The organism is Polaromonas aquatica, from assembly GCF_050626995.1.
Taxonomy (GTDB): domain Bacteria; phylum Pseudomonadota; class Gammaproteobacteria; order Burkholderiales; family Burkholderiaceae_C; genus Polaromonas; species Polaromonas aquatica_A.
In genome coordinates this window covers 3,977,796-3,999,990 of record NZ_CP192467.1, presented here as the reverse complement: position 1 = coordinate 3,999,990, position 22,195 = coordinate 3,977,796, and the positions used below count along the sequence as shown (strand labels likewise).

Here is a 22,195-nt window from a genome sequence, read left to right as displayed (position 1 = left end):
GCACCCGTGCACGCACTGGTGGCCCTGTTTGTACCGGTACATGGCACAGCAGGGGCGAGGCCGCTGGCCGCGCCAATCGGCGCACGGTGCACGCCCCACCAATTCGCGTTGCCCTTTGTTTCGGGTGATACCACCGCATCGCATCGGCCGACCGACCGTTTGGGGAGCTCAAGAACCGAACGGCCCTTCCCGAAAACATCCCATGTCAGCCGTCTTAAGGTTGTGCGCGAGTTCGATTCAAACGTCAGCCCCACCTGCGCGGGCCGCATGGTCATATCCGGCCGCATGGCCGATGTTTGCGCAGAGATTGAGCGCATGGCGCAGCGCGAAGCGGCGCAGCAGTAACGGTGGCTGGAAGCCTTTAAGGCTAAGTCGCCATGAACGGACAGGTTTTTGCCGTGTCCCGCATTACGTTTCCTTGAGATACAAAATGCACGGGCTGGGGTGGCCAGTGCCGCAGGGATGAAAAATCTTGCAGGCACAATATCGCCATGAATATTGTGATCCTCGACGACTATCAGGACGCCGTGCGGAAACTGAACTGCGCCGCCAAACTGGAAGCCTACCCCGCCAAGGTCTATACCAACACCGTCAAAGGCATAGGCCAGCTGTCCGTCCGCCTCAAAGATGCCGATGTCATCGTCCTGATTCGGGAGCGGACCCAGTTAAGCCGGCAGGTCATCGAAAAACTTCCCAAACTCAAGCTGATAGCCCAAACAGGCCGGGTAGGAAGCCATGTTGATGTTGCAGCCTGTACCGAACGGGGAATCGCAGTTGCGGAGGGCATTGGGTCTCCCACAGCGCCAGCTGAGCTGACCTGGGCGTTGGTAATGACCGCGATGCGCCGTATCCCGCACTATGTGGCCCACCTGAAGCACGGTGCCTGGCAACAAGCAGGCCTCAAATCAGCGTCGATGCCGCCCAATTTTGGCATCGGGTCAGTTCTCAAAGGCAAAACCCTGGGGATATGGAGCTACGGAAAGATCGGGCAAATCGTCGCCGGCTACGGCAGAGCGTTCGGGATGCGTGTCGTCATCTGGGGGCGCGACGCTTCACTGGAGAGGGCCCAGGCAGATGGCTTTGAAATTGCAGCCAGCAAAGCCGAGTTTTTTGAGCAAAGCGATGTACTAAGTCTTCATCTGCGGCTCAATGGGGAGACCCGGGGTGTCGTCACGCTGGAGGACCTGTCGCGCATGAAGACCACGTCCCTGCTGGTTAACACGTCGAGGGCTGAACTGATCGAGCCGGAGGCGCTGATTGCATCCCTTAATCGGGGCCGGCCCGGCCTGGCCGCAATCGATGTTTTTGAGTCCGAGCCCATCCTTCAAGGACATGCCTTGCTTCGTCTCGAAAACTGCATTTGTACCCCGCATATAGGCTATGTTGAGCAGGACAGCTACGAGTTGTACTTCGGCGCGGCTTTTGACAATGTTGTCAACTTCATCAAAGGTACGCCCACCAACATCGTCAACCCAGGTGCCTTGCAGGTGCGACGCTGAGTGGCATCATTCCGCGCGGATTCTGGAAGAACATCGATTTTGTGAGGTGTTCGATAAAGGAGTCTTAACCTCTGCTCCGAGGTCCGGGGAAGCCCGAAATCAAGGCCAATTCAATTTGATTGCTGCACATCCACTTCGATCAAGAGCAGTGATCTGAACTCTTCATGCCTACCCAGCTTAGATCAATATCCTAGCCAGGCCTTAGAGAGACGGGTAGCAGGGTTGGCTCAAAGGCTTTCCCCGAAGTAAGAACAGCGACGATGCCGTGAAGTCGGCACAGTGCAACGCAATCATCCCGGCGGGCGCATGACGGCTGGGCAGGTTGCGACGGCACTGGCATGGGACCCGCCAATACGGTCGGCCATAATTCACGCATGGAAGTAAATTACAGAAATGTCGGAATAGTCGGCACGGGAGCCATGGGGCGCGGCATTGCCCAGATAGCGGCGCAAGCGGGCAGCACCGTGCAGCTAATGGATGCGCAAACGGGCGCTGCCGCAAAGGCGCGTGAAGCTATCTGCAACCAATGGGACAGGCTGGTTGAAAAAGGCCGTCTCGACGCCGCTTTGGCTGCCGGCCATAAAGACCGCCTGCTCCTCGCCAGTACGCTCGCCGATCTCGCCGGATGTGACCTCGTCGTCGAAGCCATCGTCGAGCGGCTGGATGTCAAACAAGCCCTGTTCGCGGAACTTGAGGCGCTGCTGCCCACACATACTGCGCTGGCCAGCAACACGTCTTCGCTGTCTGTCACAGCCATCGCCGCAGCGCTCAAGCATCCCGAACGCCTGGCCGGCTTTCACTTCTTCAACCCCGTACCCCTGATGAAAGTGGTCGAAGTGATCGCGGGCCTGAAGACCAGCCCCGCTGTCTGCGAAGGCCTGAGCCAATATGCCCGGCAGATGGGCCACACACCCGTGCAGGCGCAGGACACGCCCGGCTTTATCGTCAACCACGCAGGCCGAGGCTTTGGCACCGAGGCGCTGCGCATCGTCAGCGAAGGCATTGCCGATTTCGCCACCGTAGACCGCATCCTGCGCGATCAGGCCGGCTTCAAGCTGGGCCCTTTCGAGCTGATGGACCTGACCGCGCTCGACGTCTCCCACCCGGTGATGGAGTCGATCTACCACCAGTACTATGAAGAAGCCCGTTACCGTCCCAGTGTGATCACGGCGCAGCGCCTGGCCGGTGGCATGCTGGGCCGCAAGACCGGTGAAGGCTTTTACCGCTATGTAGACGGCGCCATGCAGGTGCCGCCCGAGCCTCCTGTGCCCCAGGTTACCGAAATTCCGCCGGTCTGGGTCTCGCCACGCGCGTCCCGGCGTTCGGAACTGCTGCAGCTGCTCAAGAACCTGGGCGCCAAAATCGAGACCGGCGCCTCCGCCTCACCGCAGGCCCTGATGCTGGTTGCACCGCTGGGCTTTGACATCACCACGGTGGCCGTGGTGGAGCGCCTGGATCCGGCCCGTACCATCGGCATCGACATGCTGATCGACGACGCGGCCACCAAGCGGCGCGTGCTGGCCACCAACCCGGCCACGCGCACCGACATGCGCGACGCGGCGCATGCCCTCTTCGCCCGCGACGGCAAGGCCGTCAGCGTGATCCGCGACAGCGGCGGCTTTGTCACCCAGCGTGTGGTGGCCGCCATCGTCAACATCGCCAGCGACATCTGTCAGCAAGGCATCTGCAGCCCGAAAGACCTGGAGACCGCCGTGACCCTCGGGCTGGGCTATCCCATGGGCCCGCTGGCCATGGGCGACCGCTACGGCCCCACCAATGTGCTGGAAGTGCTGTTCAACATGCAGACCGTGTACGGCGACCAGCGCTACCGCCCTTCCCCGTGGCTGCGGCGCCGCGGCGCCATCGGCCTGAGCCTCATGCATCAGGAAGAATGAGACACCCCCGCCGGATAAGATTGAATCACCCCTTTCGGATGCTCACTTTGTGCAGCACCTTCCACCCTCAAGGGGGCGGCGCCTGCGGCCTGGCGAAGCCAGTTCCGCGGCTCCCACTGGTGGGAGACCTGCAACTCGTGGCCTTCGCGGCCGATTCAACACCACGAAAGAACTGACATGGCAGGCGCAATCAAAGGTACGAGCGAGGGCCAGACCCTTATCCTGACGATCAGCAACCCGGAGTTCAGGAATGCTTTAGGGCCCGACATTTATGCGGCTGGCATTGAGGCCTTGAACGCGGCCGAAAACAATCCCGACATCCGCAGCGTGGTCATCACCGGCGAGGGCTCGATATTCTGTGCAGGCGGCAACCTGCAACGGCTGCAGGCCAACCGCCGTGAGGCACCCGAGGTGCAGGCCCAGAGCATTGAAGGCCTCCACAACTGGATCGACTCGATCCGCACCTACCCCAAGCCGGTGATTGCCGCCGTGGAAGGCCCGGCCGCCGGCGCTGGTTTCTCCCTGGTGCTGGCCTGCGATTTTGTGGTGGCGGCGGAGAACGCAGTGTTTGTGATGTCCTACAGCACGGTCGCGCTGTCGCCCGATGGCGGCGGCAGCTGGGCCCTGGCGCGCGCCCTGCCCCGCGCGCTGACGAGCGAACTGCTGATGACCGGCGAGCGCATAGGCCCACGGCGCCTGCACGATCTCGGGCTGGTCAACAGCGTCACGGCCCCGGGCGACGCCTTGGCCCAGGCCCTGCAACTGGCCGAAAACCTCAACGCCCGCGCACCCAACGTGCTGGCCAGCATCAAGGAACTGATCAACGATGCAGCCGGCAGCACGCTGAACCAGCAGCTGGCCCGTGAACAGGACCACTTCGTGCGCAACCTGCACGATGCCAACGCCGGCGAAGGCATAGACGCATTCCTGAACAAGCGCACGCCGCACTACCGATAACCGGCCTCGCGCAGGCGAGCCTGTCGCACCCCACCCACACCATTCCCCCGACCCCTCCGGCCGGGCGACACCCATGCGACAGCGGGGTGGCGCCGCCTGCGTCCCTCAAGCGACAATGGACGTCTTGTTAGTCACTCAAAAGACAGACCATGGACGATCCCATTCTTACGATAGAGGAACGAGAGGCCATCAACAACGGCCGCTGGTTTTCATCCCTGTCCCCATCCCTGAGGCACGACATACTTCGATGCGCCTACGTCAAACGCTACAAAGACGGCGAACTCATCAGCGCCCGCGGCGATGCGCCAGAAGAATGGATCTCCTGCGCGCGCGGTGCCATCCGGGTGAGTTCCACGTCGATTTCGGGCAAGCAGGTCACCTTGACCTACGTGGAGCCCGGCATCTGGGTCGGCGATGTGGCGATCTTCGACGGCGAGCGGCGCACCCACGACTCCTATGCCCATGGCGAAACCACGCTGCTGTGCGTCTCACGCGCCGACCTGCGCAAGATACTGAGCCAGCACGTCGAGCTCTACGAGGCGCTGCTGCGGCTGCATGCGCGGCGCATCCGGCAGCTCTTCGGCCTGGTGGAAGACCTCAACACCTTGCCCCTGCGCGCGCGGCTGGCCAAGCAGCTGTTGCACCTGGTGCGCAGCTACGGCGTGCCCAGCTTGGCGGACAGCGGCGAGGTGCGCATCGGCCTGCAGCTGGCACAGGAGGAACTGGCCCAGTTGCTGGGTGCCTCGCGCCAGCGCGTGAACCAGGAACTCAAGTCCATGGAACGCGAGGAAGCCATCCGCATAGAGCCGGGCGGCCTCGTGGTCCGCAACCGGCAAGCTCTGATGCGCATTTCCGAAGCCGAAATCGACAAATAAACACACGGGGGCCAGCCCTTTGAGCACGAGCAATTTCGACCACTTTGTCGGCACGCGGGCTGTGTCCGGTGCGCATGCCTTTGACTTCGAAGCGCTCACCGCTTACCTGGCCGGCCACCTGCCCGGCTTCAAGGGTCCGCTGACGGCGGAAATCTTCAAGGGCGGCCAGTCCAACCCGACCTACAAGCTCATCACGCCCACCGCGTCCTATGTGATGCGCGCCAAGCCTGGGCCAGTGGCCAAGTTGCTGCCGTCGGCCCATGCGGTGGAGCGCGAATTCAAGGTCATGCAGGGTTTGCAGGGCACTGATGTCCCGGTGCCGAAGATGTATTGCCTCTGCGAGGACGAGTCGGTGATAGGCCGTGCCTTCTACGTGATGGAGTTCGTCGAGGGCCGCGTGCTCTGGGACCAGTCCCTGCCCGGCATGACCCCAGCCCAGCGCGGCGAAATCTACCACGAGATGAACCGCGTCGTTGCCGCCCTGCACAAGGTGAAATTCGCCGAGCGCGGCCTGGCCGACTACGGCAAGCCCGGCAACTACTTTGAGCGCCAGATAGGCCGCTGGAGCAAGCAGTACGCCGCCTCCATCACCCAACCCATCGCCGAGATGGACAGCCTGATGCAATGGCTGCCGGCCAACATCCCGGCCAGCGCGCGCGACGAAAGCCTGGTCTCCATCGTGCACGGCGACTTCCGGCTCGACAACCTGCTGTTCCACGCGACCGAGCCGCGCGTGCTGGCCGTTCTTGACTGGGAGCTGTCCACGCTGGGCCATCCGCTGGCCGACTTCAGCTATCACTGCATGGCCTGGCACATCCCGCCTGGGGCCTTCCGCGGCATAGGCGGACTGGACGTCGAAAGCCTGGGCATCCCCACTGAATCAGAGTACATACGCCTTTACTGCGAACGTACCGGCCTTGCCACGCCCGAAGCGCTCAAGGCCGACTGGAACTTCTACATGGCCTACAACCTGTTTCGCATCGCAGCCATCCTGCAGGGCATCGCCAAGCGGGTCGAGGCCGGAACAGCCTCCAGCGCACAGGCTGTCAGCTCCGCCGCCGGCGCGCCGCTGCTGGCAAAAATGGCCTGGGGCTTTGCACTCAAAAGCCAGGGCTGAAACCCACAGTCTTCCCATAACAACATCGCCCCACACTTCTGGAGATTTCATGGACTTCAACTACACCCCAAAAGTACAGGAACTGCGGGCGCGCCTGCTCAAGTTCATGGACGAGAACATCTACCCGAACGAGGCGCGCTTTTTCCGGGAAATCGCTGAGAACCGCGCCAAGGGCAATGCCTGGGTCCCGACCAAGCTGGTTGAGGAGCTCAAACCCAAGGCCCGCGCAGCCGGCCTGTGGAACCTGTTTTTGCCGCACTCGCCGCGCGCGCCCGAAGGCCTGTCCAACCTCGAATACGCGCCGCTGTGCGAAATCATGGGCCGTGTGCCCTTCGCGGCCGAAGTCTTCAACTGCTCGGCGCCGGACACCGGCAACATGGAAACCATCGCCCGCTACGGTTCTGAAGCCAACAAGGACCAGTGGTTGGACCCTCTGCTCAAGGGTGAGATCCGTTCGGCCTTCCTGATGACAGAACCCGAGGTTGCGTCATCCGACGCGACCAACATCCAGTGCCGCATCGAGCGCGACGGCGACGACTATGTGCTCAACGGTCTCAAGTGGTGGTCGTCCGGCGCGGGCGATCCGCGCTGCGCCGTCTACATCGTCATGGGAAAAACCAACCCCGATGCCGGCCGCCACGAGCAGCAGTCCATGATCCTGGTGCCTGCCAACGCACCCGGCATCACCGTGATCCGCCCGCTGTCGGTGTTCGGTTACGACGACGCGCCGCACGGCCACATGGAAGTGCGTCTGACGAATGTGCGCGTACCCGCCGCCAACCTGCTGCTGGGCGAAGGCCGCGGTTTTGAGATCGCCCAGGGCCGCCTCGGCCCCGGCCGCATCCACCACTGCATGCGCAGCATAGGCATTGCCGAACGCGCGCTGGAACTGATGTGCAAACGCCTGAACAGCCGCGTCGCTTTCGGTAAGCCCATCGCCAGCCAGTCGGTCTGGCATGAACGCCTCGCCGAGGCCCGCTGCATGATTGAGCAGGCTCGCCTGCTGACCCTCAAGGCCGCCTACATGATGGACACCGTGGGTAACAAAGTCGCCAAGGCCGAGATCGCGATGATCAAGGTGGTGGCACCCAACATGGCTTGCCAGATCATCGACTGGGCCATCCAGGCCCATGGTGGCGGTGGCGTGTCGGACGACTTTCCGCTGGCTTACGCCTACGCCAGCCAGCGCACCCTGCGCCTGGCCGATGGCCCGGATGAAGTACACCGCGCTTCACTGGCCAAGCTGGAGCTGGCCAGGCACCTATTGATGCCCGGTGAAGTCGAGATGCCTGTGACGCGAGGCGGTTGAGGCAACATTGCTATAAAATTGATAGCTACTGGCGCCCGATATACCAGGGAAAACGGCCAAATTCGCCCTCGGAAATGCCAAAAATCAGAGCGTGATGTCGTTGGTCAGGCCTGCAATGGCGGAATCGCAGGCACTGGTGAAAATCTGGGCTGCGTGCTCCAGTGTTGGCATGTCGGCGGGGGTATATTGCATGCGCAGGTAAGCCTTGCCACGCAGCACCATCAGGATAAAAGGCACTTGCGGATCCGGTGAAGGCTCTGGCCAATTCATCAGCAGTTCGACCAGATGGGTGTCCAGCCATGCCTGCGCGTGGATGCGCTGGTCGGCCATGACGGCATAGCGCTGCCAGAAAGGCTTGGGCAGGCTTTCCCAGCCGACTTCCGAGTACATCGCCAACCAGCGCACCTCTTCCGGCATGCTGGGGTCGGCAGTAGTCTGCAGGGTATCGGTATAGGCCTGGTAGGCGCGCTTTTCCAGCGCCTCCTTCAGCGCCCGGTTCATGACCAGGACCGTGACGTCGTCGTTGACCTTGATTTCGCCCCGGGCGCGCAGCTCTTCGCCACGGATGTAGTCGCGCGAGGCCCGGCCACGTTCCATCTTCCAGGGTTTGCCGCCTACGGTGCCTTTTAACGAAAAGCCCTTGCCCTCCCCCATGCCGGTAAATGAAAAGCCGCGGGTGCCAGCCCACTCGGACACGGTGTCATCGGAGGCGCCGGCGTCCCCCGCATCCCCCTTACCCCCGACAAAGACTTTTTTCAACCGCTCGAACATGGTTTTGGCATTTCTCTTAAAGTGCAGCAACCTCATGTTAGTCCAAGGAAGCGCCAATGATCAATGTTTACTCCTGGCCCACACCGAATGGCCACAAGGTCCACATCATGCTGGAAGAGTGTGGGTTGCGGCTGGACCGGGACTGGCAGGCCATTCCGGTCAATATCGGTACCGGTGACCAATTCAAGCCGGAGTTCCTGGCCATCAGCCCGAACAACAAGATTCCGGCGCTGGTGGACCCGACAGGCCCTGACGGCAACCCCATCTCGGTGTTCGAATCCGGCGCCATCCTGCTTTACCTGGCCGCCAAAACCGGCAAGCTGCTGCCGAAAACCGACCGTCTGAAGTTCCAGGTGCTTCAGTGGCTGATGTTCCAGATGGGCGGCGTGGGTCCCATGATCGGGCAGACGCACCATTTCCGGCAGTACGCACCCGAGAAAATCGACTACGCCATCAACCGCTACACCAATGAAACGAAGCGGCTTTATGGCGTGATGGACAAGCAGTTGGCCACCAGCCGGTTCATCGCCTGCGACGAATACAGCATTGCCGACATCGCCATCTTCCCCTGGCTGCGCAACTGGGAAAACCACGGCATCGATTGGGCCGACTACCCGCACCTGAAAAAGTGGTTCGACCTGATCAGCGACCGTCCCGCCGTGCAACGCGGTGTCAAAGTACTGGCCGACCTGCGAAAACCTATCACCGATGACAAGGCGCGCGAAGTCCTGTTTGGCAAAACGCAGTACGAAAAGCGATGAAAAGCACTGAACAAGCGCAAGATGGAGGCGGCTGGCCAAGGTCGCCAGCTATCGATTGAAGGTATGATTCGCGACGAGCTGGAAACAGCGGCCGCCCCTGCGTGGCCTTGCCCCGGCCTTCACACACAAACTGCCCGTAGCTCAGTTGGATAGAGCATCAGCCTTCTAAGCTGAGGGTCGGGGGTTCGATCCCCTCCGGGCAGGCCAATCACGGCGACAAGCCCAACCAGTCCTCTATTACCGAATTTCGCTTCCTGTAGCCTCAAAATCCGGGGTATATAGTCGGGGTTTGGCCCCGTGCAAGATCGAATAAGACCAGGAGGCGAGCAAAAATGCCCAGACCAACCATGCTGCTGGTAGAGGACAATCCCGCTCACGTCGAGTTGACGTTGCTGACGCTGCAGGAAAACGGCGCGGACCATGAGATCATCGTCGCCCGCGACGGTACGGAAGCCCTGGAATACCTTTTCTGCGAGGGTACTTACAGCAACCGGCCCAATGACCACCCGCCCGAACTGGTCATGCTGGATCTGAATTTGCCCGGCCTTAGCGGGCTTGAAGTCATGCAGCGCATGCGGGCCGATCCCCGCACTTTCTTTGTACCCGTCGTCATCCTGACGTCCGAATCCAAATATTCCCCGATGGTGAAAGAGATCCAGGGCGGGCTCAACAGCTATGTGCGCAAGCCGCTGCACTTTCGGGACTTTCAGGAAAAACTGGAACAGGTGCGCGAATACTGGCGCACATCCAATTTCGGGTCGTTGCTTAAGCTCTGAAACACCGACGGCGTTGACAGCATGGAGCCTTGAGGACGGCTGCCAAGGCCGGATTGGCGAGACGCCGCCAGCAAACAGGCGTGAAAAAGCCCACATTAAGTGGGCTTTTTGCTGGGGTTTTTGGTCGGAGTACAAGGATTCGAACCTTGGACCCCCTGGTCCCAAACCAGGTGCGCTACCAGACTGCGCCACACTCCGACAAGTCCAAGATTATAGCCCGAACTTGGCTGACTTTCACGAGCATCCCCAACTTTCTCCGCGCCAGGAGGTGAGCATGCTCCGGAAGGCTTGCAGTATCGGCAGGCGCTCCCCAACAAAGCCTGCCAAAATTCCGCCAACCAGGAGACCGCAATGGCCATCAGAATCATCCGGCTGGGCACAGCCCGCAGTCCCAACGAAGGTTTGCGCATAGGTACGGCGCGCAGGCCCCCGCGCGGCGTGCCGAAGGCCGAGTTCGCTTCGCAAAATTGGTACGACGTGTGGTACCCCAACCTCGCGCCCAGCGTGGAAACCATGAAGCTGGGCCAGAGTGCGGACTCCGACAAGGACTGGGCGGCCTTCAGCAAAAAGTACCGCACCGAGATGAACGAGCCCGACGCCAGCCGCAACCTCGACCTGCTGGCGGCGCTGTCGCACCAGTCCAACTTCTCCATGGGCTGCTATTGCGAGAACGAGGCGCGCTGCCACCGCTCGTTGCTGCGGGATCTGCTCAAGGAGCGCGGCGCTCGATTTGTCTGACTGTCACAAACCGGTGCCGCCTGATCAGAAATCCTCATCCGGTCCGTACCTGACAAAGGGCTTGGCCCGAAAGCAATATCTGCGTCAACGCGCAGCGAAGTTCAAAATGGCCTCCACGACGGGCGCGCTATTCCCACACCACCAGAAATGATCGGTGCCTTCCAGCGGGTGCCAAACCGCACCAGGGATTTTTTGCGCGAGATGCTCGCCCGCCCCAAAACGGACTGCCCGGTCGCCGCGCCTGTGCATGACAAGCGTCGGTACGCCGATGCGGCCCAGGTCAGCGCGCAGATCGGCATCGCGCAGCCCATCAAAAATAGTCTTGAGCGCCCCGGGAGATGCCCCATGCCGCACGATGCGAGCCCACCAGGCGCGTAGCGCAGGATCGTCATGCGCGCTGGGCGCAAACGTCTCGATGCCCACTGGCCCACCCCATGCAGCAATGAGCCGCTCCAGCCACACATCGAAGGCGGCTGCCGACAAAGCCCATGGGTAGTCCGGGGCAGCTGAGCCGCGCGCAAGCGATCCAAACAGGCACAAGCCCTGAACCCGCTCAGGATGGTCGACGGCAAGCCGCATCGCTGCCAGCCCGCCTTCGGAGGACCCGAAGAGCCATGTGCGCTGGACGCCTGCGTGACCCAGAATCGCCAGGATGTCGGCAGCCATGGCAGCGGGCGTGCTCGTTGCGCCCGTGCGCTCAGACAGGCCGATGCCGCGCCGGTCGAACAGGATCACCCGAAAGTAAACCCCCAGTGCCTCGACAAAAGCGCGAAAAGGCGAGTACTCCATGCCGATCTCAATCTGCGAAACGAACCCGGGGCAAACCACCATGGTTTGCTCGCCCGTACCGACGATCGTGTAAGCGACGATGCCTGAAGAGCTTTCCGCAAAACACACACTCGGCCGTTCAATGCGGTGAGACCACAGCTGCTTCAGATCTTCAGTCAGTTTCAGGTACGCCGTCTCCGTTTGCGGGCCAGGCTTGATACCGAACTCTGCACGCAGCAGGTCCGCACAACGCGTGTAGGCTGCCTCGACGCCGGCGGTGTGCCCGTGCCGGGCATGCAATTGCATCAGCAGGACATAGCTGGGCTCACGGTACACGTCCAGCGAAATCAGGACTTCGGCAAGGTCCAGCGCCTGCGCGACGTCGTTGCGCCGGCCCAGCTCGTCGATCATGCGCTCGAGCAGTCGAGCCAACAGCCGCTCACACTCGATGGAAGTTGCCTGAAGCCAGTCATCGAAAACGCCTGAGCCGAAGGCTACTCCATGCATCAGAGGCTGGCGCGCCCGCACGACCCAGCGGCCGGCTTCGGCCAGAGCGTCCTCATCCAGCGTCGCCAAGGCGATCGCCCGGCGAGCGAAATCCATGAACCGAAGCGCATCGGTCTCAAGCCTCTGCGGCACAAGCGCCAGGCAATCATCGTCCGGGGATATGACCCGTTCGCCGACAGCCTCTTCGATGGTATAGACCAGCCTGCGCAATCGTGTGCGCCCGGTCGCTTCATCGGCGTCCGGCCACAGCACCGTCGCCAGGTGCGTCCGGGGTACCGGGCCCGCATTGAAGGCGAGGTAAGCCAGCAGCGCCGCGGCGCGCTTGAGCGGAAGGCGTGCTTCATGTCCCTGGACAGTGATCATCGGCACGCCAAAGACCTGCAGCGCCAGCGGCGCCGCCAACAGGGGCAAAGAAGAGCGGGAAGGCATGCCAATTTATATCCGGGCGGGCGCCGCCTGTACAGGGACGCTCAAAGGACGGTGGGATCCTAAAGTGACGCCCTTGTCGACACCGTGCGACTGCAGTGTTCATTTTTGAAACCACCACACACAAGGAGCCACCATGCAAATGACCCTCGAAAAAACAGCCAAATCAGCCAGGCGGGAGGTGACGCAGCGCTATGCGAAATGCATCGAAACGTCCAAGCGGATCCGCTGGGACATCGACCGCGACGTGATACGCGGCCGCAGCTTTGACTTCAGCAAGAAATTTTTGCCGGATGGTTTGTCGAAGGTACACGAACTGCCGTTTCTTGAGCCGGCCGAAGCCCGCTTCATGTCCCAGGTTCAGGGCCGGACCTACACCAACATGTTCGCGCTGGTGGAACGCTTTATCGGCGCCAAGACCCTGGAGATCAGCAAGCACCACTGGTTCGGCGACCAGGTCGCACTGGAAGCGCTGGTGCGCCTTTCCGACGAGGAACTGAAGCACCAGGAACTGTTCCGCCGCCTCGAAAAGATGGTCGCCAGGGGAATGCCTCCGGGCTACAGATTCATGCCCGATCCCAATGAGGTAGCCAATGCCGTGCTCGCAAAATCGACCTGGGCCGTGCTGTGCCTGACCCTGGACATCGAGCTGTTTTCCCAGGCGCATTACCGCAGCAGCATAGAGCCGGATGCCCACCTGTCGGAGTTGTGGAAGGATGTTTTCCTCTTCCACTGGAAAGAAGAGTCGCAGCACGCGATCGTCGACGAGCTCGAATGGCTGCAGGAGGATGCGCGCACAACCGACACGGAACGCGACCGCGGCGTGGACGACCTTATCGACCTGGTGGGCGCCGTCGACGGCATCTGCCAGATGCAAGCGGCGGCAGACGCCGACTACTTCCTGCGTTGCGGGGTGGGGAGCTGCTCACCTTCTGAAGAGACCGCCATCCGCGATGTTTTTCTCAAAGCCTACCGCTGGCAGTACATCGTCACAGGCGTGCAGGAGCCACGCTTCGCCGATACCTTGACACAACTGGTGACTCCGGCGCAGCTGGAGCGCATTGGCTCGGCCCTCGCGCCTATCCTTGCGCATGCGGGGGAATGAGATGTGCCGCGAGACCTAAGCTTGCAAAGCGCCTGATCAGAGCTTCACGTACTCGTATTCCAGTGGATTGGCATTGATGCCGCGATCAGGCGGCGCGATCCACGCCGCCATCTTGCCCGGCTCCGTCACCCGGTTCATCAGGCTTTTCACAAAAGCCGTGTCGGCCGGTGTCGGCAGCCACTGGTCCTTCTTCGCCTCAAAATCGGCGGCGCTGATGGGGTTGCCGAGCGGGTCGGTGAAGTTGCCGGCCCAGACGCCGACCTCGCGGCGAAAGCGCGTCGAAGGCAAGGTCAGTTCGAAGTCCACGCCGGCACGCTTGATGCCCATGTTCCAGCGCGTCACGCCGACATTGCAGTCTTTGACGTACTCGAGGCGCGTGATTTCATTCATGCCGTTGCGAGTCGAGATCGTCTCGTTCTTCACACCGCCCTGCCCGTTCGGCACGACGATGCTCATTTCGGTTTCCAGTTCAACGTGGTCGGCAAACTTGGCTTCATCCGGCCGGCCCTTGATGCCGTTGCTGAAATAATTGGCGGCATTCGATGAAGCCTCCGAGCCGAACAGGTCCAGCGAAGACGTGAACCAGAAGTTCATGAATTTCTGCACCGTGGGCAGGTCGATCACGCCAGCCTTGCGCAAGGTGGCCACGTCGTCGGTGTCCAGCTCCTTCATCACTTCCAGCGTGCGCTTGATGACACGGCCCACGCCGGTCTCCCCCACAAACATGTGGTGGGCTTCCTCGGTCAGCATGAAACGCGTGGTGCGGGCCAGCGGGTCAAAGGCGGATTCGGCAAACGACTTGAGCTGGAACTTGCCGTCGCGGTCGGTGAAATAGGTGAACATGAAGAAGGACAGCCAGTTGTCCATGGGCTCATTGAAGGTGCCCAGAATGCGCGGCTTGTCGGCATCGCCGCTGTGGCGCATCAGGAGTTCCTCGGCTTCCTCGCGGCCGTCGCGGCCGAAGTGCGCGTGCAGCAAATACACCATGGCCCAGAGATGCCGGCCCTCTTCCACATTGACCTGGAACAGGTTGCGCAGGTCGTACAGCGAAGGCGCGGTGTGGCCCAGCAGGCGTTGCTGCTCGACGGAAGCCGGCTCGGTGTCGCCCTGGGTCACGATGAGGCGGCGAAAGGTCGAGCGGTATTCGCCGGGCACGTCTTGCCAGACCTCTTCACCCATATGGTCGCCAAAGCCGATCTTGCGGCCCTCTTCCTTGTCGGCCAGGAAGATGCCCCAGCGGTAGTCGGGCATGGGCGTGTAGCCGTAGCTGGCCCAGCCGGATGCATCCACACCCACCGCGGTGCGCAAATAGACTTCCTTGGCCTTGAAGTCGCTGGGGCCCATCTCGTCCCACCAGTTCAGGAAGGCGGGCTGCCAGTGTTCCAGCGCGCGCTGAAGCTGACGGTTTTCGCCCAGGTGAACGTTGTTGGGGATGAGGGCTTGGAGGTCGATAGAGCTCATGTCGTTCTTTCAAATATGTTGCAAGGCGGTAGCGGCGATCTCAGTACCAGTGCCAGCGCGGAACCGGCTTGCCGGGCCGCAGGCGCTCCGGGGAGTTACACCCTCTTCCAATCGAACTTGGCTTTCTTCCCCGTGCCGAAAAGTTTCAAGGCACCGTCTTCCCCGACCGCATTCGGCCGAATAAAAATCCAGTTCTGCCACGCAGACAGCCGCCCAAAGACACGGGTCTCCATCGTCTCTTTACCCGGAAAGCGCAGCGAAGCTTCCATGCCCGTCATCGCATCAGGCGACAGCGAAGCACGCTCTTCCAGCATGATGCGAATCTCGTCATCCCAGTCGATGTCGTCGGGCGTCAGCGTGACCAGCCCCAGCGCCAATGCCTGGTCGGCGCGCAGCGGACTGTCACCGAGTTTTTGCAACTGGGAAATCGTGGTGGTGTCTTCGCAGAAGCGTGTCTGCAAGCGCGTGAGGCCATTCACCGCCGGGAACCAGCCGAAGTTGGCGGCGCTCAGTTGCAGCGCCGGCGCGCTGTCGGGTGCGTCAGGCAAGTCCAGCATGTAAATACGGTCGCAAGCCAGGGCCAGTTCGTAGAAGGTGCCGGCAAAGCATGAACCGGCATCCACCAGCGCAATCAGCGAACGGCTGGTCACGTCCAGTCGGGCCAGTGTGCGGCGCAACGCGCCCGTGGTTTCCTTCACCAGCCAGTGGTCTTTGAGATTAGCCAGCACGCCGTCCATGCGGATGACCTGACCAGCGTCGCCAGTCGTCTTGATCACCCAGGTGCCGACTTCCAGCTCATTGGTGCGCAGATTCAGGATGGCGTCGTCAAGTTCGCGCTGGAGCCTCAGCGGGTACCAGCTGGCGCCAGCGGCTTCAATGGTTTCGGGCGTCGACTCAATCGCCGCGGCGGGTGCCTTGACGGTAATCGTGGCAATGCGCTTTTCGCGGTCGACCTGCGCGTCGACCAGGCTGTAGTGGTAGCCGCTGTCGTCGATCAGCGCTTTGAGCGGCGTGAGTTCGATGCCTTTTGAGGCTGTATCCCTTGTCGATTGGGCGCGAAGTGCTTCAATTTCTGTAGCAAGCAGATCGCCAAACTGCTGCGGCTTGGCATGCGCGTCGATCAGCTTCCAGTCCTTGGCGCGGTCGGCGCGCACGCCTTCGCTGGTGGTGCAGAAGATGTCGGCCAGGTCGCGGCGCACCTTGCGCTTGTCGGTCACGCGGGTCAGGCCGCCGGTGCCGGGCAGCACGCCCAGCAAGGGCACTTCAGGCAGGCTGACGGTGGAAGAACGGTCATCCACCATGATGATGCGGTCGCAGGCCAGGGCCAACTCATAGCCACCGCCGGCGCAGGCGCCGGTGACAGACGCGATGGCTTTCAGGCCGTCATGGCGGGAGGAATCTTCCAGGCCGTTGCGGGTTTCGTTGGTGAACTTGCAGAAGTTGACCTTCCAGCCATGGGTCGACAGGCCCAGCATGTAGATGTTCGCGCCCGAGCACCAGATCTTTTCCTTGCCCGACTCAAACACCACCACCTTGACGGCCGGGTGCTCGAAGCGGACGCGGTTGATGGCGTCATGCAATTCGATGTCCACGCCCAGGTCATAGCTGTTGAGCTTGAGTTTGTAGCCGGGCTTGATGCCGCCGTCTTCATTGATGTCGAGTTTGAGGCGCGCAACATCGCCCTCCACACTCAAGGTCCAGTGCTGGTACTTGCTCGGGTGGGTGGAGAAACTCACGAGCTCGCGCTCCTGGCCTTCGATGACCTGTTTGAATAGAAGCGGTTCTGTCATGGCGTTCATGGGAATGTCTCCGGTTAGGCCCGTTAGTCATTGCTACGGGCGGTTGTTTTGGGAACGGCGCGTTCCAGGTCTTTGAGGCTTTGTTTCAGTGTGCGCGCGGCGGTATCAACCACGGCGTCAGCGCGGGCATACAGCGCCTCGCGGCTGGAGAGGATGCGGCGAATATCTTCCATCGCCTCGTCGGTCGCGCCGCGGGTCGTGTCAAAGGGCCGCATGTCGCCCTGCGCCACCACGCGGGCCATGTGTTCTTCGGGGCTGGCCTTGAGCCAGACGCAGTAAAAGCGGCTTTGCAACAGGTCGAAGGTTTCACGTTCGCTCACGATGCTGCCGCCCGTGGTCATGACGACGCCGTCCGGGTGGTCTTCCGCGATGCGGAACAGCGCACGGCGCTCATAGCGACGGTAGCCGGCCTGGCCATGCAGCAGCAAAATTTCGTTCATGCTGGTGCCCGCTTCCCGCTCGATTTCGCGGTCCAGTTCGATAAAAGGCACGCCGCGCTCGGCCGCCAGCTGGCTGCCCAAGGTGGACTTGCCGGCGCCACGCAAGCCAATCAGCGCTACCCGCTGCTCCCGGCCCAGTGAGTCGCTGAGTCCGAAAGTGCTGCCGAGCAGGCTGTAGGCCTGGTCAAGCTGGGTATCATCCAGCCGCATCAACAGGCCCTGCACGCGGGCCAAAGCCGGCCGCGGCGCGTCTTGCAGCAGTTCGAGGATGGAAATGTTCAGCGCACGGGCTGCGGCCTCCAGGGAATTGATCGACACATTGCCCTTGCCGGTCTCCACATCGGCCAGGAAACGTTCGCTCAGGCCGGAGTCGGACGCCAGCTGTTTGCGCGTCATGCCCCGGCGCGCGCGCCAGGCACGAACACGCGCCCCCAGTTCACTGAGGGTGGCTTTCGATTCCTGTTCGGACATGATTTCCAAGAAGCACCTGTGTAAAAAGTCGCCCTTTCCGGGCTTTGGCAGTTGCGTTTCGCTTGAATTGCAGTATACTTCAGGTTAAATTGATGTCAAGCAGTTTATTGCATCTTTTATTTGGAGACTTCTTGATGAAACTCAAAATCCTTGTAGGTACGATGACCAGTACCGCCGACTATGTGGCACAGGCTATCCAGATGGATTGCGCTGACCTGGTCAGCGACATTGAGGTCGAGCTGATGGACAACCTGGACATCAGTGTCTTTGATGCTTCAAAGGCGGAAGATGCACTTTATCTCATTTGCAGCTCCACCTACGGCTCCGGCGATGTCCCGGACAATGCCCGCGCCCTGTACGAATCCCTGGGCGCCAATCCCCAATTCCTCGGCCATGTGCGCTACGGTGTCATCGCGCTGGGCGACCGCACCTACATGCAGACCTTCTGCTTCGGCGGCAAGAAATTTGACGAGCGCCTGCAGAACCTCGGCGCGCAGCGTATCGGCGAGATCTGGTGCCATGACGCCAGCAGCGGCACCATGCCGGAAACGGAAGGCACCGAGTGGTGCCGCCAGTGGCTCACCGGCGCCCTGCAGACGCTGGGCGCCAGCCCGGCCACCGCCTGATCTGCCTTATGGATTCATAAGAAATTGACCCGTAGCACTTGATGGGCGTGCACAAGCAGCTACCAAAATAATAGCAAGAGATATCTGGAGACAAGCATGCAAGCAAGCAGCGCAGACCACTCTGCAAGCCCGCCGCGGATAACCATTCCGCGCAACTACAACGCCGCGCACGACCTGCTGCAGCGCAATGCCGGCCGCGCAGGCAAGCCCGCCTTTATCGACGCCGTCACCGGCGAGGTGCTGACTTACGGCGACCTCACCGACCAGGCCCACCGTTTTGCCAACGCCTTGCGTGCCCAGGGAATTACCCCCGAAAGCCGCGTGCTGCTGGCCATGCTGGATACACCTCAGTGGCCCGTCGCTTTCCTCGGCTGCATTCTTGCAGGCGTGGTGCCCGTGGCGGCCAACACCTTGCTCACGCCTGCCGACTTCGAGTTCATGCTGCGCGACTCGCGAGCGCAGGGGCTGATCGTCTCCAACACCCTGCTCCCGGCCTTTGAGCCGCTGCTTGCAAAAATTGACACGCTGAAAGCCGTGATCGTTGCCGGCATTGAGAAATCTCCGTCATATCCCACGCTGACCAGCGTTTTACTTGCACAAACAGCTACCAAAACCATAGCAGACACCTGCGCCGACGATGTCTGCTTCTGGCTTTACTCCAGCGGCTCGACCGGCGCGCCCAAAGGTACCGTACACCTGCACAGCCACCTGATCCAGACGGCCGAGCTGTATGGGCGCGGCGTACTGGGCATCCGGGAGGACGACGTGGTGTACTCCGCCGCCAAGCTCTTTTTTGCCTATGGCCTGGGCAACGCGCTGACTTTTCCCATGAGCGTCGGCGCTACCACGGTGTTGCTGCCGGCGCGCCCCGCGCCCGCTGACGTGTTTGCGCTGCTCAAAAAATACCAGCCCACCATTTTTTACGGCGTGCCCACTTTGTACGCGGCGCTGCTGGCAGATCCGTCCCGCCCGGCGACGTCCGAATTGAGCCTGCGCATCTGCACCAGTGCCGGCGAAGCCCTTCCCGCCGAGATCGGCAAAAAATGGACGGCGCAATACGGCTGCGAGATCCTGGACGGCATCGGCTCCACCGAGATGCTGCATATCTTTTTGTCCAACCGTCCCGGCCGGGTGCGCTACGGCACGACCGGTCAGGCGGTGCCGGGGTACGCACTGCGCATCATCGGTGACGACGGGCGCGAATGCGCCGACGGCGAGATCGGCGAACTGCAGATCAGCGGGCCCAGCGCCGCCATCATGTACTGGAACAACCGCGCCAAAACCAAGGCCACCTTTGCCGGCGAATGGACCAGGAGCGGTGACAAGTACACCCGCAATACCGACGCGAATGGCGACGCCTACTACACCTATGGCGGTCGCAGCGACGACATGCTCAAGGTCGGCGGTATTTATGTCTCGCCGTTTGAAGTCGAAGCCTGCCTGATGACGCACGCCGCCGTACTGGAGGTGGCGGTGATCGGCGTGGCCGACGCCGACGAACTCGTCAAGCCCAAGGCCTATGTGGTACTGAAAGCCGGGCAGTCCGCCACAGCGGAAGAACTCAAGGCCCACGTGAAGCAGCAGCTTGCCCCCTACAAATACCCCCGCTGGATTGAATTTGCGAACGAGCTGCCCAAGACGGCTACCGGCAAGATCCAGCGCTTCAAACTGCGCCAGTCGCATTGACCATGAAACCCCGGGGAGCCGGCATCGGCAATTACACAAGCCGGAAAAGCACAAAAAGACAGCCCACCAGGCATGGCAATTGCTTTAAACATAAACAATTTAGTCCTCAATCTCGGGTTTTACACTAGGGTTGCATACACAACGCACGCTTACTATTCGTCTAACTGTTTTCAGCCTCAACCAGGAGCTATTCCATGACTTCACGCCGACTTGTATTGACCCGTAGCGCTGCCGTGATCGGTGCCGCGTCCACCGGCCTCTTGCTGCCCGAAATTGTGCGTGCGCAGTCCGGCAAGGTGCGTGTGGGTTTCATGCTGCCCTATACCGGCACATTTGCCCAGCTCGGCGTGGCGATTGAAAACGGCTTTCGCATGGCCATCAACGAACAAGGCGGCAAGCTCGGTGGACGCGAGATCGAATACTTCAAGGTCGACGACGAATCCGAGCCATCCAAAGGCATTGAAAACGCCAACAAGCTGGTGCAGCGCGACAAGGTCGACGTACTCGTCGGCACGGTGCACTCCGGCGTGCAGATGGGCATCCAGAAAGTCGCGCGCGACAGCGGCGTGCTGAGCCTGATCCCCAACGCCGGCGTGCACGCGGCCACGCGCGCCCTGTGCGCACCCAATGTGTTCCGCACGTCATTTTCCAACTCGCAGCCCACCCGTGCCCTGGGTAAAGCCATGGTCGACCGCGGCCACAAAAAAGCCGTCTGGATCACCTGGAAATACGCCGCAGGCGATGAAGCCTTTGAAGGCTTCAAGGAAAGCTACACCGCTGCGGGCGGCACCATCGTCAAGGAACTGGGCCTGCCTTTCCCTCAGGTCGAATTCCAGGCTTTGTTGACCGAGATCGCCGCACTCAAGCCCGACGCCGTAGCCTGCTTCTTTGCCGGCGGCGGCGCTGCCAAGTTCATCCGGGACTACGCCGCGGCGGGCCTCAAGGAGAAGATCCCGCTGTATGGCTCTGGTTTCCTGACCGAAGGTGTGCTTGACGCAGCCGGCCCCGCTGCCAACGGCATCGTCACAACCATGCATTACAGCGACTCGCTGCCGACGCAGCGCAACGGCCAGTTCCGCCTGAGCTATGCCAAGACATTCAGGATGCAGCCTGACGTCTACGCCGTACAGGGCTACGACACCGGCCTGCTGCTGGTTCAGGGCGCCAATGCGGTGAAGGGTGACCTGAGCAGCAAGCCGGCCCTCTACAAGGCCCTGGAAGGCGCCGTCATTGACAGCCCACGCGGCAAATGGACCATGAGCCGGTCACACAACCCGGTGCAGGACATGTACCTGCGCGTGGTCGAGAACAAGGAAAACAAGGTGATCGGTGTTGCCGCGAAAGCTCTCGCTGATTCCGGCGCCGGCTGCAAGATGGCCTGAACATGGCCCCCACGGTTGCTCACTGCGTGTAGCGCCCTGCCCCCCGAGGGGGCCGCTGCGCCTGCGGCCCCGGCAAAGCCGGTTCCGCGGCCCCAGCTGGCGGGGTGGACCTCGTTCCCTCTATCGTTCAATTTTTGAACAAAGCTGGTACGGCGCCTGCTTGCCGTCTTGAAGCGATGCTATCTTCTCCACCATGACGCTCACTACCTACCTACTCTACGTCGCAGCTGTCGCGCTGCTTATCCTCACACCTGGCCCGACGATGCTGATGTGCATGACCAATGCGCTCAACCATGGCCCGCGCAAGGCCATGACTTCGGTGGCCGGCAGCGTAGGGGCCGTGCTCTGCGTCATGCTGTTGTCGGCCATGGGACTGGGCGCGCTGCTCGCGGCGTCGGAAACCGCCTTCACCGTGGCAAAGGTCATTGGTGCGGCTTACCTGATTTATCTCGGGATCAAAACCTTCCGTAGCGAGGCGGCTGTTTTTGACCCTGCCGCCGGCGAAGCGCCAGCCCAGCGCCGCTCGTTTTTCCTGCGCGGTTTTCTCGTCGGCGCCAGCAATCCCAAGGCTGTGTTGTTCTTTGCAGCCTTCTTCCCGCAGTTCCTGAATCCGGCCGCGCCTTTTGTGCCGCAGTTCGCCATCCTCGCCCTCACCTTTATGGCGTTTGAGTTCTCGGTGCTGAGCGGCTGTGCGCTGGGCGTGGCACGTATCGCGCCGCTGCTGCGCTCAAGCCAGGCCGTGCGCTGGTTCAACCGCGTCTCCGGCGGCCTCTTCACGCTCATGGGCAGCCTCTTGTTATTCACCCGCCGTCATACCTGATCGGAC

At 61.6% G+C, this 22,195-nt stretch carries 19 protein-coding genes and 2 tRNA genes; 15 read left to right on the top strand and 6 right to left on the bottom strand.

The features are described 5' to 3' along the window. Positions 1-491: 491 nt before the first annotated feature. The 6 genes from ACQ4MS_RS19125 (at position 492) to ACQ4MS_RS19100 (ending at position 7,652) form a co-directional block, all read left to right on the top strand. Positions 492-1,499 (top strand): D-2-hydroxyacid dehydrogenase family protein, encoded by a 1,008-nt coding sequence (locus ACQ4MS_RS19125; protein ID WP_431096235.1) that lies wholly within the window; start codon positions 492-494, stop codon positions 1,497-1,499. Between the two features lie 374 nt (positions 1,500-1,873). After that, positions 1,874-3,394 (top strand): 3-hydroxyacyl-CoA dehydrogenase, encoded by a 1,521-nt coding sequence (locus ACQ4MS_RS19120; protein ID WP_431096234.1) that lies wholly within the window; start codon positions 1,874-1,876, stop codon positions 3,392-3,394. 177 nt (positions 3,395-3,571) lie between these two features. Continuing rightward, on the top strand, positions 3,572-4,351 hold the full coding sequence (locus ACQ4MS_RS19115; protein WP_431096233.1) for an oxepin-CoA hydrolase, alternative type: 780 nt from the start codon (positions 3,572-3,574) through the stop codon (positions 4,349-4,351). Between the two features lie 149 nt (positions 4,352-4,500). After that, positions 4,501-5,226, top strand: coding sequence for a Crp/Fnr family transcriptional regulator (locus ACQ4MS_RS19110; RefSeq protein ID WP_431096232.1), 726 nt, complete (start codon positions 4,501-4,503; stop codon positions 5,224-5,226). Between the two features lie 19 nt (positions 5,227-5,245). Then, on the top strand, positions 5,246-6,343 hold the full coding sequence (locus ACQ4MS_RS19105; protein WP_431096231.1) for a phosphotransferase: 1,098 nt from the start codon (positions 5,246-5,248) through the stop codon (positions 6,341-6,343). Between the two features lie 49 nt (positions 6,344-6,392). Then, on the top strand, positions 6,393-7,652 hold the full coding sequence (locus ACQ4MS_RS19100; RefSeq protein WP_431096229.1) for an acyl-CoA dehydrogenase family protein: 1,260 nt from the start codon (positions 6,393-6,395) through the stop codon (positions 7,650-7,652). An 84-nt stretch (positions 7,653-7,736) separates the two neighbouring features. On the opposite strand, the gene ACQ4MS_RS19095 is transcribed toward ACQ4MS_RS19100, so the two are convergent. Next, positions 7,737-8,423, bottom strand: a complete 687-nt coding sequence (locus ACQ4MS_RS19095; protein ID WP_431096227.1) for a hypothetical protein — start codon at positions 8,421-8,423, stop codon at positions 7,737-7,739. A 56-nt stretch (positions 8,424-8,479) separates the two neighbouring features. On the opposite strand from ACQ4MS_RS19095, the gene ACQ4MS_RS19090 reads away from it, so the two are divergent. The 3 genes from ACQ4MS_RS19090 to ACQ4MS_RS19080 all read left to right on the top strand — a co-directional run bounded on the left by ACQ4MS_RS19090 (position 8,480) and on the right by ACQ4MS_RS19080 (position 9,960). Further along, complete coding sequence (locus tag ACQ4MS_RS19090) at positions 8,480-9,184, top strand: glutathione binding-like protein (protein ID WP_431096226.1); 705 nt, start codon at positions 8,480-8,482, stop codon at positions 9,182-9,184. Between the two features lie 130 nt (positions 9,185-9,314). Continuing rightward, a tRNA-Arg gene (locus ACQ4MS_RS19085) sits at positions 9,315-9,391 on the top strand. A 125-nt stretch (positions 9,392-9,516) separates the two neighbouring features. Further along, positions 9,517-9,960 carry a response regulator gene (locus ACQ4MS_RS19080; protein ID WP_431096224.1) on the top strand — a complete coding sequence of 148 codons (444 nt, stop codon included), beginning with the start codon at positions 9,517-9,519 and terminating at the stop codon, positions 9,958-9,960. Between the two features lie 121 nt (positions 9,961-10,081). On the opposite strand, the gene ACQ4MS_RS19075 is transcribed toward ACQ4MS_RS19080, so the two are convergent. Continuing rightward, a tRNA-Pro gene (locus tag ACQ4MS_RS19075) sits at positions 10,082-10,158 on the bottom strand. Between the two features lie 153 nt (positions 10,159-10,311). Here ACQ4MS_RS19075 and ACQ4MS_RS19070 point away from each other — a divergent pair. Continuing rightward, complete coding sequence (locus tag ACQ4MS_RS19070) at positions 10,312-10,698, top strand: DUF488 domain-containing protein (RefSeq protein WP_431096222.1); 387 nt, start codon at positions 10,312-10,314, stop codon at positions 10,696-10,698. 84 nt (positions 10,699-10,782) lie between these two features. Here the strand turns inward: ACQ4MS_RS19070 and ACQ4MS_RS19065 are convergent, their stop codons facing one another. Then, positions 10,783-12,402: an alpha/beta fold hydrolase gene (locus tag ACQ4MS_RS19065; protein ID WP_431096221.1), complete on the bottom strand. Its 1,620-nt coding sequence runs from the start codon at positions 12,400-12,402 to the stop codon at positions 10,783-10,785. 133 nt (positions 12,403-12,535) lie between these two features. Between ACQ4MS_RS19065 and ACQ4MS_RS19060 the strand changes: the two genes are divergently transcribed. Next, positions 12,536-13,504 carry a hypothetical protein gene (locus ACQ4MS_RS19060; RefSeq protein WP_431096220.1) on the top strand — a complete coding sequence of 323 codons (969 nt, stop codon included), beginning with the start codon at positions 12,536-12,538 and terminating at the stop codon, positions 13,502-13,504. 36 nt (positions 13,505-13,540) lie between these two features. On the opposite strand, the gene boxB is transcribed toward ACQ4MS_RS19060, so the two are convergent. The 3 genes from boxB to ACQ4MS_RS19045 all read right to left on the bottom strand — a co-directional run bounded on the left by boxB (position 13,541) and on the right by ACQ4MS_RS19045 (position 17,675). Beyond that, on the bottom strand, positions 13,541-14,965 hold the full coding sequence (boxB, locus tag ACQ4MS_RS19055; protein WP_431096219.1) for a benzoyl-CoA 2,3-epoxidase subunit BoxB: 1,425 nt from the start codon (positions 14,963-14,965) through the stop codon (positions 13,541-13,543). A 95-nt stretch (positions 14,966-15,060) separates the two neighbouring features. Continuing rightward, entirely contained in the window at positions 15,061-16,755 is a 1,695-nt protein-coding gene (gene boxC / locus ACQ4MS_RS19050) for a 2,3-epoxybenzoyl-CoA dihydrolase (protein WP_431099627.1), read from the bottom strand. A gap of 32 nt (positions 16,756-16,787) precedes the next feature. Continuing rightward, entirely contained in the window at positions 16,788-17,675 is an 888-nt protein-coding gene (locus ACQ4MS_RS19045) for a helix-turn-helix transcriptional regulator (RefSeq protein WP_431099626.1), read from the bottom strand. Positions 17,676-17,809: 134 nt separating this feature from the next. On the opposite strand from ACQ4MS_RS19045, the gene ACQ4MS_RS19040 reads away from it, so the two are divergent. From ACQ4MS_RS19040 to ACQ4MS_RS19025, 4 genes are all read left to right on the top strand, one after another. Next, positions 17,810-18,301 carry a flavodoxin domain-containing protein gene (locus ACQ4MS_RS19040; protein ID WP_431096218.1) on the top strand — a complete coding sequence of 164 codons (492 nt, stop codon included), beginning with the start codon at positions 17,810-17,812 and terminating at the stop codon, positions 18,299-18,301. Between the two features lie 96 nt (positions 18,302-18,397). Beyond that, complete coding sequence (locus ACQ4MS_RS19035; RefSeq protein WP_431096216.1) at positions 18,398-19,987, top strand: benzoate-CoA ligase family protein; 1,590 nt, start codon at positions 18,398-18,400, stop codon at positions 19,985-19,987. A 194-nt stretch (positions 19,988-20,181) separates the two neighbouring features. Next, positions 20,182-21,369 (top strand): ABC transporter substrate-binding protein, encoded by a 1,188-nt coding sequence (locus ACQ4MS_RS19030; protein ID WP_431096215.1) that lies wholly within the window; start codon positions 20,182-20,184, stop codon positions 21,367-21,369. A 193-nt stretch (positions 21,370-21,562) separates the two neighbouring features. Further along, positions 21,563-22,189, top strand: a complete 627-nt coding sequence (locus ACQ4MS_RS19025) for a LysE family translocator (protein ID WP_431096213.1) — start codon at positions 21,563-21,565, stop codon at positions 22,187-22,189. Positions 22,190-22,195: the final 6 nt, after the last annotated feature.

What these genes read in the sequence shown, in the direction of transcription:
- ACQ4MS_RS19115 (WP_431096233.1), top strand. Translation starts at nt 3,572, where the DNA reads ATGGCAGGCGCAATCAAAGGTACGAGCGAGGGCCAGACCCTTATCCTG.
- ACQ4MS_RS19035 (WP_431096216.1), top strand. Translation starts at nt 18,398, where the DNA reads ATGCAAGCAAGCAGCGCAGACCACTCTGCAAGCCCGCCGCGGATAACC.
- ACQ4MS_RS19030 (WP_431096215.1), top strand. Translation starts at nt 20,182, where the DNA reads ATGACTTCACGCCGACTTGTATTGACCCGTAGCGCTGCCGTGATCGGT.
- ACQ4MS_RS19080 (WP_431096224.1), top strand. Translation starts at nt 9,517, where the DNA reads ATGCCCAGACCAACCATGCTGCTGGTAGAGGACAATCCCGCTCACGTC.
- boxC (WP_431099627.1), bottom strand. Translation starts at nt 16,755, where the DNA reads ATGACAGAACCGCTTCTATTCAAACAGGTCATCGAAGGCCAGGAGCGC.
- ACQ4MS_RS19045 (WP_431099626.1), bottom strand. Translation starts at nt 17,675, where the DNA reads ATGTCCGAACAGGAATCGAAAGCCACCCTCAGTGAACTGGGGGCGCGT.
- ACQ4MS_RS19125 (WP_431096235.1), top strand. Translation starts at nt 492, where the DNA reads ATGAATATTGTGATCCTCGACGACTATCAGGACGCCGTGCGGAAACTG.
- ACQ4MS_RS19065 (WP_431096221.1), bottom strand. Translation starts at nt 12,402, where the DNA reads ATGCCTTCCCGCTCTTCTTTGCCCCTGTTGGCGGCGCCGCTGGCGCTG.
- ACQ4MS_RS19060 (WP_431096220.1), top strand. Translation starts at nt 12,536, where the DNA reads ATGCAAATGACCCTCGAAAAAACAGCCAAATCAGCCAGGCGGGAGGTG.
- ACQ4MS_RS19025 (WP_431096213.1), top strand. Translation starts at nt 21,563, where the DNA reads ATGACGCTCACTACCTACCTACTCTACGTCGCAGCTGTCGCGCTGCTT.
- boxB (WP_431096219.1), bottom strand. Translation starts at nt 14,965, where the DNA reads ATGAGCTCTATCGACCTCCAAGCCCTCATCCCCAACAACGTTCACCTG.
- ACQ4MS_RS19070 (WP_431096222.1), top strand. Translation starts at nt 10,312, where the DNA reads ATGGCCATCAGAATCATCCGGCTGGGCACAGCCCGCAGTCCCAACGAA.
- ACQ4MS_RS19110 (WP_431096232.1), top strand. Translation starts at nt 4,501, where the DNA reads ATGGACGATCCCATTCTTACGATAGAGGAACGAGAGGCCATCAACAAC.
- ACQ4MS_RS19095 (WP_431096227.1), bottom strand. Translation starts at nt 8,423, where the DNA reads ATGTTCGAGCGGTTGAAAAAAGTCTTTGTCGGGGGTAAGGGGGATGCG.
- ACQ4MS_RS19090 (WP_431096226.1), top strand. Translation starts at nt 8,480, where the DNA reads ATGATCAATGTTTACTCCTGGCCCACACCGAATGGCCACAAGGTCCAC.
- ACQ4MS_RS19100 (WP_431096229.1), top strand. Translation starts at nt 6,393, where the DNA reads ATGGACTTCAACTACACCCCAAAAGTACAGGAACTGCGGGCGCGCCTG.
- ACQ4MS_RS19040 (WP_431096218.1), top strand. Translation starts at nt 17,810, where the DNA reads ATGAAACTCAAAATCCTTGTAGGTACGATGACCAGTACCGCCGACTAT.
- ACQ4MS_RS19120 (WP_431096234.1), top strand. Translation starts at nt 1,874, where the DNA reads ATGGAAGTAAATTACAGAAATGTCGGAATAGTCGGCACGGGAGCCATG.